General features: G+C 39.8%; 7 protein-coding genes. 2 read left to right on the top strand and 5 right to left on the bottom strand.

The window, feature by feature from the left end; translation table 11 throughout:
- Positions 1-178: 178 nt before the first annotated feature.
- From AB4138_RS23560 to AB4138_RS23550, 3 genes are all read right to left on the bottom strand, one after another.
- Entirely contained in the window at positions 179-550 is a 372-nt protein-coding gene (locus AB4138_RS23560) for a hypothetical protein (RefSeq protein ID WP_102370518.1), read from the bottom strand.
- Between the two features lie 297 nt (positions 551-847).
- Positions 848-1786: a hypothetical protein gene (locus AB4138_RS23555; RefSeq protein WP_372043073.1), complete on the bottom strand. Its 939-nt coding sequence runs from the start codon at positions 1784-1786 to the stop codon at positions 848-850.
- A 378-nt stretch (positions 1787-2164) separates the two neighbouring features.
- Positions 2165-4339: a hypothetical protein gene (locus tag AB4138_RS23550; protein ID WP_372307922.1), complete on the bottom strand. Its 2175-nt coding sequence runs from the start codon at positions 4337-4339 to the stop codon at positions 2165-2167.
- Between the two features lie 618 nt (positions 4340-4957).
- Here AB4138_RS23550 and AB4138_RS23545 point away from each other — a divergent pair.
- Positions 4958-5248: a transposase gene (locus tag AB4138_RS23545; RefSeq protein WP_372307925.1), complete on the top strand. Its 291-nt coding sequence runs from the start codon at positions 4958-4960 to the stop codon at positions 5246-5248.
- A gap of 168 nt (positions 5249-5416) precedes the next feature.
- On the opposite strand, the gene AB4138_RS23540 is transcribed toward AB4138_RS23545, so the two are convergent.
- Positions 5417-5914 (bottom strand): GNAT family N-acetyltransferase, encoded by a 498-nt coding sequence (locus AB4138_RS23540; protein WP_102370515.1) that lies wholly within the window; start codon positions 5912-5914, stop codon positions 5417-5419.
- Positions 5911-6183: a DUF1778 domain-containing protein gene (locus AB4138_RS23535; protein WP_016794420.1), complete on the bottom strand. Its 273-nt coding sequence runs from the start codon at positions 6181-6183 to the stop codon at positions 5911-5913. Before AB4138_RS23535 ends, AB4138_RS23540 begins: the two co-directional genes overlap by 4 nt.
- Positions 6184-6490: 307 nt before the next feature.
- Between AB4138_RS23535 and AB4138_RS23530 the strand changes: the two genes are divergently transcribed.
- Positions 6491-7105: a DUF1566 domain-containing protein gene (locus AB4138_RS23530; RefSeq protein WP_277869358.1), complete on the top strand. Its 615-nt coding sequence runs from the start codon at positions 6491-6493 to the stop codon at positions 7103-7105.
- Positions 7106-7498: the final 393 nt, after the last annotated feature.

The raw sequence follows: 7498 nt of genomic DNA, 5'->3' as shown, positions 1-7498 counted from the left end.
ACCTTAATCCTTATTTGTTAGTTTCACTTTAGCACTGAAGGATCGGTGACAACTTTTAAGGATCTGCATTTAGGGCAAATTAAACCTAATTTTAAATTCCTATGGAATTTATGCTTGCATTTTTTACAGACAAAAAAATAGGGAGCCCCTTTGACAAATTTACTCATAATATGACTCTTTACTTGTTTTTTTTCATATGCATTTCTGCTTCGGAGTCACCTTTTTTGCCTTTGAATTTCATTTCAAAATTTTCGCAAATTTGTAACACCAAGGAAATGCCAAGAAAAGCAACTGCAACAATTGCGACAATCTCAATTCCAGTAAGCGTCGCAACAGCAGCGAAACCAACAGCCCCACTTACACCTCCAGTAAATGGAGTTGCGACAATTGCGGCCCCCAAAGCTGCCAACATAGGTTTAGATAGTTTTTTAATAGTTCTTGAACGTTCTAGCTTTTCCGCTAGTTCACCTTTTACTATGAAGTGTTCAGTACCTGCATCAATAGCTTTTTCAAGATCACTTTTTGTTCGAATTACAATTGAGTCACTCATGGTAGCTTCCTTTACATAATTCCGCTTTTTCTATCTGTTTATCTTGCTCAAATTTAATATGTAACTCAAGGCACATAAGCGATTCATGTGAAGTACGATAAGAAAATACGGAAAAAGTCCGCCTAATAAGCTTGGGACCGAGCATTAGAAAAATTTGGCTAATTTAGGAAGACAGAAATACAGTAGAATCAACAATCTAAGACAGTTTGGGGCAATTTCGGTTTAGGATTGCAATTCAGTAACTCTAAGAACAATTGCTAAGTTCGTGACATGTGCTGTATCAATTTATTCGACTTATTAGGGTATTTCTGCGTACCGACTGTCAGCCACAACACGGTCATATCGCGTTACAAACTCAACTAGTTTTGACGGGTTTTCGACGTATGAAACAAGCCACTTTTCCATGGCCTTTTTTAACTCCGATATTAAGTCAACGAAATTAAAGTATTTGGTATCATGGTCTGAAAACGTCGTGGTTCCTGTTGGTGCGACCGTAAAGCTAATTCTTTTAACTTTACCTTGTTTTACTTTACGAGAGTCTAAGTTTGTCATATGCAAAATGGAGTTACGGAACTCCCATAGTTCCTCCTCAGTGATATCTAAATCTTTCAACACTGCATATTTTCTTAACCAAAGAATAAAAACATTACCACTTTCACCAAAATCTAAGTACCCCATAGTATCAACAAACGAAACTAGTAATTTCATTGAGGATAGATAATGCTTTTTATTAAAAAGAAGCTTGATCGCTATGTAATGGTCATTATACATTAACGAAGCAATGTCGAGCTGCCCATTAACAAAATACTGTTCAAGGTAATCGCTCATGTTACCAGCCCCTAATTTGGGATGACCTTGGTGGTCAGATAGATAGAGAGCACCATGATCTGATTGGATATCGTATGTGGGTGCGTGGTCAACTACTGGTGTTGAAACATAAAGAACATTTATCGGAGCTTTAAGCTGCTTAAAGATATCCTCGAATAGCTCAATACTTCGACCAAGCCGAATCATACCGTTAAACTTAGCCATAGATAGTTTGCCATCACTATCAGATAAGCTTTTGGGTATATTGTAGCGAGTACAGGTAATAGAATCGCTATGTATATTTTTCTGCAAAAAATTAATTTTCTCTTCGTCAGAGCCAGTACGCGTGTGAGCTACGGCACCAAGTTCAATAATTGACTGTTGATCTTCACAGACGAAATAGAAAATATTAAAAATTACTTCATTCATACAAAGTACCATAACGCTACAAACAGTATATTTTCAACTATACAGCATCATCTTGAATTACCACCAATACAGTAGCCACTTTCAGAATGAGAAAAAGTATGTCAAATCACGGGTCGGTAATACTGTGAATCAGTTCGGTGTAACTTCGATTGGGGCAGAACTTTGTTAACCATACTTCTCACACAACTCGTATCTGGACAAAACCGAGTTACGAACCAAAAAACACTCCGACTTTTCGGATTAACGCTGGTATTGCAATCATGCACTCAGCAGACATAAAAGTGGCTATATCACTTATCCATACAGCTTAAAGGGTGCTAAAGCAACACCCATTAAGAAAACCAATAGATGGCATCTTGGTCAACAGCTCTACTTTCCTTACTCTTGACCGTTTACTAACTCCTGTATGTCAGAATACAGCTGATACAAGCTGTGAGCGGACATATCCAAGATTGGTTCATACATGAATGAGTTCAAGTGAATGTTCTCTGGAGTCATCAAGTTAACTTGATCCAGCAAACTAATGGTGTCTTGCTCAGCTTGGTGTAGCTCTACGAATTTGTCGTAAAGTGCACGAGTTTGGTTTGAACTAATCCCCTCGAGAAAAGCTGGGGCGGCTATTCTGGTGATCATAAAGTGCTCAGCTTTTAACCTGATAGCCATAGCCAAAATAACTTTACATTCAAGCTCGGGGGTTTCTTGAGGATCAGCTACAAGTGCATCACTATGCTCTATTATCTTATCAAACACCAACGACTCACTGTTTGGCAGCTCTAGCGCAGGCTGATCTACAAAGATCTGACGATACATCGCTTGCATATCACTAATTTTGATGTCTTTGGTATCTGCTTTTAGGTGCAAAAGAGATGTCAAACTACTGTAGTGATCTTCATGACCACAATACTCTGCAAGATTTCGAGCAAATGGGATACTAGCTAATAGGTAAGCTTCATTTGTAGCTAAGTTTTGCTTCCAAGCATTAAATACATCTTTTTGATATTTTTCTGGCTTTAGAGCAATTTCCGTTGATGATTTTGTTGCCATATGACGATTCTGACGTTTCGCACCGAGTCGACTACTCACAATTCGATGAAAATCGAAGTTATGAGTAAGTAATAGCAAGCTGAAATGAGCCACTTTGGCAATATCACGGAGATACTCAACAATGGCATACTTGTTCTTATAGTCAAAAGAGTCGGCAATATCATCTATCACAACTAAGAGTGGCTGAATATTGTTTCGTTTCACTTCAATTTCAAAAAGTACATTAAGGATATAAAGTGCACGCTTTTCGCCTTGACTCAAAACGTCTACCAAACTTGATTGACTAACGACCTCTGACTCACCTCGCCCGTCATCAAATACGAACTTTATGGCTGGAGCGACGTTATTTAGAATCACCTCATCCTGATTTTCTACGCTAAGTTTAAATGGAACCTTGAAACGTTTATTGAAAGTATCAACGACGGTTTCCCAAGTTGTTTTTTGTTGCTGTGCTTGATGGACAATATTCGCCACCAACTCTTGATTAGACTTATATGTCGCAACTAAGTCATCCCAAGCAGCTTGATTAGATTGTAAGTACCCGATTAGAACTTTTATTTTAAACTCATCAACATCGGTAAATTCACCTAGCAAGTCTTGATGCTCTGAAATTAGATCTCGAAAAGCTTGAGTTTCTTTGTTTTTCAACTTGCTATCAACACGGCTAAACTTTTCTTTTAATTCGGGATTTTGTAGTACTTTATCTTGCTCAGATTGAAGTAACTCATTTAGCTCCTTCTTTGAAGAAACCTCTTGCTTAGAGCCATCGACTGAAATATTGACACTGTGCGAAGCATTGAAGAAGCCGTTATCTGTTAAACTCTTTGAAACGACATCAGCCTTTTGGTGGTTAAAAGATTTGGATAAAACTGTTGAGTTTTCAATCAACTTGTCATAGGTATCGACATAGTCTGCAAGGTCTTTGCTTAAGTCTTCTGAGGCAATGAGCTGGAGAGCTTTTGGATTAAATAAAGTATCGTACTTATATTCTCCATATTGGGTATAGTCAGGGTTTATCTGCTCAGAAAGTGTTACAAGTAACCCTAATAGTTCTTTTTGAGGAATCCCAAAAGCTTCATTGAATAGACTCGGGACATCTCGTTTCCCCGACTTTTTAGCAACCCCGTTTATGAGAGTTGAACGTTTGCCATCAACTTCCTTTAGAGCAGTGTCATATTGTTGTTTCAACTCTTCGTTAACCAATAAAGTTGAAAGTTGTTGAGAGCTATAGCTTTCATTATAAGAGTCGATCACCATCACTTGGGCTGACGCTATATCGGCACCATCAATTTTGATATTTCTTACCGTTGTACGACTTGGAAAGATAAGATCCTTTGTATCCTTGTTTTCTTCCACATCCTTAAAGGTCTTAGCTAACGAAGTTTTTAACGTTCCGTTTGGAGCGTAGAGCGAATTAATGCCATCGTTAGTAGCTGACTTTGTAAAGTTTAACTCTTTAGATAGTTGGTTGATGCCATAACAGTTAGCCAAATCAAGCTGAAGTTTCATGGATGATCCTCAATTTATCCAGTTACTACTGGATATTTATGGTAGTGCCTTTAATACGAGACAGATGGCATAATCTCATGTGTTGCTCTTTATAACCACAATAAAAGTAAGAGAAAATTGTTGCCCCAAAGGAATATGGTGCTTGTAGTAGGGTAGTAAATTTGGCCACATAGTTAGATCAGGAAAAGTGAGTCAATCGTTACTTTGGTTGAGTGGTTGTTGAATCAGTCGAAACAAGGAATGGGGCATTTTCGTGATAGAAAGTGTTGTGAGTAAGAATTCAGCTTTTGAAGATTTTGGACATTTCCTTCTTATCCGCTTCGGATGATATCTACCTTTCAGATAACTTTTCGTACCCCAAATCATAAAAGCCACTGCTTCTACGCAGTGGCCTGTTGCTCATTTATAGACAAAACCTTCGACTTTACATACGCAGTACATCATGACTAGACTGCATATCAATACCATGCATGCGCAAGTTTATTCATTAACTTTCCAAACCATAATTGTAACGGACTCTGAGCCAAAATTAGCCTCATGGAGTTTTTTGAAGTGTTTGCAGAGGTTCTCAACCAGTTCCCGGATGAGGTTGAGCAGGTATTAAAGTAGTACGGGGAAATCTGGCGGCACGATGATGAAGCTGGAGAGCTGGAACTAAACGCAGAACAACGGCAGGCCTGGCATAAAAAGCTATCGCTTCCGGTGATGGAACAGATCCGAGACTGGGGCGAGGCAGAGCTGGAAAGCAGTAACGTGGAAGAAAACAGCAGTCTTGGTAAAGCTATTAATTACTTCATTAAACACTATGAAGGGCTGACAGCCTTCTGCCGGGTCGAAAGAGCGAAGTTGGACAATAACCGGGCGGAGCAGGCTCTGAAACTGGTCGCCAGAAACGGCGTTGTTGCCTAAATCAGTTGAACCTTTTTCGAGTCTTGCGATCTGATCCTTTATGATGGTTAGAGCGGTGGTGACATGGGTAAGGCAAAAAAGAAGATAACTAACTAGATTTACGACAGAAACGAAAAACGAGCTGGCCTGTTATTAACAATGTTAGTTTGCTAGGAGGCTAGCAGTTAACTAGCCCAAATTCGCTCTTACATCAGAAATGGTAATAAAGAGTTTATTTTCTGCATCCTGAAACGCTTGGAATCCATATCGCTCGTAGAAGTTTTTTGCACCATCTTTGGCGTCAACAATAACTACAGGGAATGCGACGCTATCACTGGCTGCTAGTAGCTTTCTGAGTGCATCAATAAGCAGCCACTCGCCAAAGCCTTTACCTTTGTAGCGTTCATCAACAGCTAATCGAGCAATTAGACCACCAGAGGTAGATGAGTGGTGTTTTTTCTGTAGCTTGTCGGGTAAAGCCTTCAAATCGATTGGTGTCATTGTTAATGTATAAAAACCAATGACATGCGAGCTATCATTATCATCTTCTAAAACGAAAGTTCTTGTGTTGTCTTTCTTTGCTTGCTGACTTGCCATTACTTTTAGATAGTTATTAAGAGCTTCAATACCGCAGTTAAACCGATTTCTATCATGTTTTACTTTTTCTAGAAGTACCGTGTTCATCATTGAGTTTTGCTCTCGTAACGTTCAGAAGCAGTTTTCAATTTTGAGTTGATTGTTGCAGGGCGGTCTAAAGCGTCCATAAGTAAGATGGCATCAGCTTGACTAAGTTTAAGTGCTTGCTCACGTTCAATCACTTGTTTGGCTTTTTCGATAGCAGCACTTAGAACAAATGAGTTAATACTAGACATGCCAGTAATTGCCGCCGCTTTTGTCAGTAAGTGTTGTGTATCGACATCAACTCTAGCAGTGATGCGGGGTAAAGTAGTCGCCATAATGTAGTTTCCTTTTGTGTCAAAATGTCACATATGTATTATGGTCTTTAAATGAACAACAATCAATTTTTGTGTCACTTTGGCACAAAAATTAATCGTAGGAGCCGGAGGACTTACCCTCCAGATCCACACCATACAGCATACGGATCCGCACAGAGCGGTTCATTCGAACGCCTAATCTACATTTTCAGTTCTGTCGCAAATATAGTTATAGGCGTGGCAAACCGAACTCGCCACCTGGAAGCCTATCAAGTAGTGACTACTCACCGCCTTATCAGGCGATGCTTCTTATAATGGTGACAAAACTATCACCGACACTCAGTCTGACCTGATGTGGGCGCAGAATGACAGTGGCGCAGCTTATGCTAAAGGGATTGATTATCAAAACGCTTTTGACTGGGTGAAGTCTGATAATGCCGATACCAGCCCACTGAAAGACGGAGCAAGCAAAAACGGTGCAATGAACTGGGTTGAAGCACAGGCCTATGCCCAAAAAATGAATGCCGAAAATTACCTTGGTTACAGTGATTGGCGCTTACCAAGCGTAAAAGAGCTGGAAACCATTACAGACTACAGTTATTCACCAGCAAAAAATGGTACTCCAGCAATTGACCCAATCTTCAACATGACAACCATCACCAACGAGAACGGTAACGACGATTGGGCATTTTACTGGAGTAACACTACTCATAAGGCGTTTGCTAATGGTGATCTGTACGTAGGCGCGGCTTCTTACGTCGCCTTTGGTCGTTCTATGGGTTATAGCGAGAAATATGGTAAATGGGTAGACGTTCATGGCGCTGGTTCTCAACGTAGCGACCCTAAAGTATGGGACGGCACCGACTACACTGATGGCCACGGTCCGCAAGCTGATTCTATTCGAATCTATAACTATGTTCGCCTTGTTCGTGACGCTATGTGAATCTAATCAGAATAGATATTAATCCAAGATATCTTTCTTTCAAAATGGCACTGTTAGACCATCGCTTATAGGCGGTGGTCTAACAGTTTTTGGATAAGAGAAAGTAAAACCCGTTTAAAAATCTGGAGTTTTTCCTATTTCGAATAACGCCCTACGGAAGTCTTGCATTGCATAACCATTCAGGCTAAAAGTCAGGTTCTGAAATATAGCATTTGAATAGAAATGGGAGTTTCTTTCCACCGTACGTTAGCTTCTGCACTTTCAAGTAGAGCCGATAAATCAGAGGCAGAATCTATCGGCCTAAAACATTGCTGACAAACTATGGGCAATTCCGAGTTGCGAAGTGCCAACTGTCTCAAATCTAGATTTGAGTGGGCTTTGTTTCCTAAATCA

The sequence above is a fragment of the Vibrio sp. 10N.286.52.C3 genome, from assembly GCF_041468865.1.
GTDB classification, from domain to species: domain Bacteria; phylum Pseudomonadota; class Gammaproteobacteria; order Enterobacterales; family Vibrionaceae; genus Vibrio; species Vibrio crassostreae_C.
Note: the sequence above shows the minus strand (reverse complement) of the source record. Positions and strands in the feature narration are given on the sequence as shown.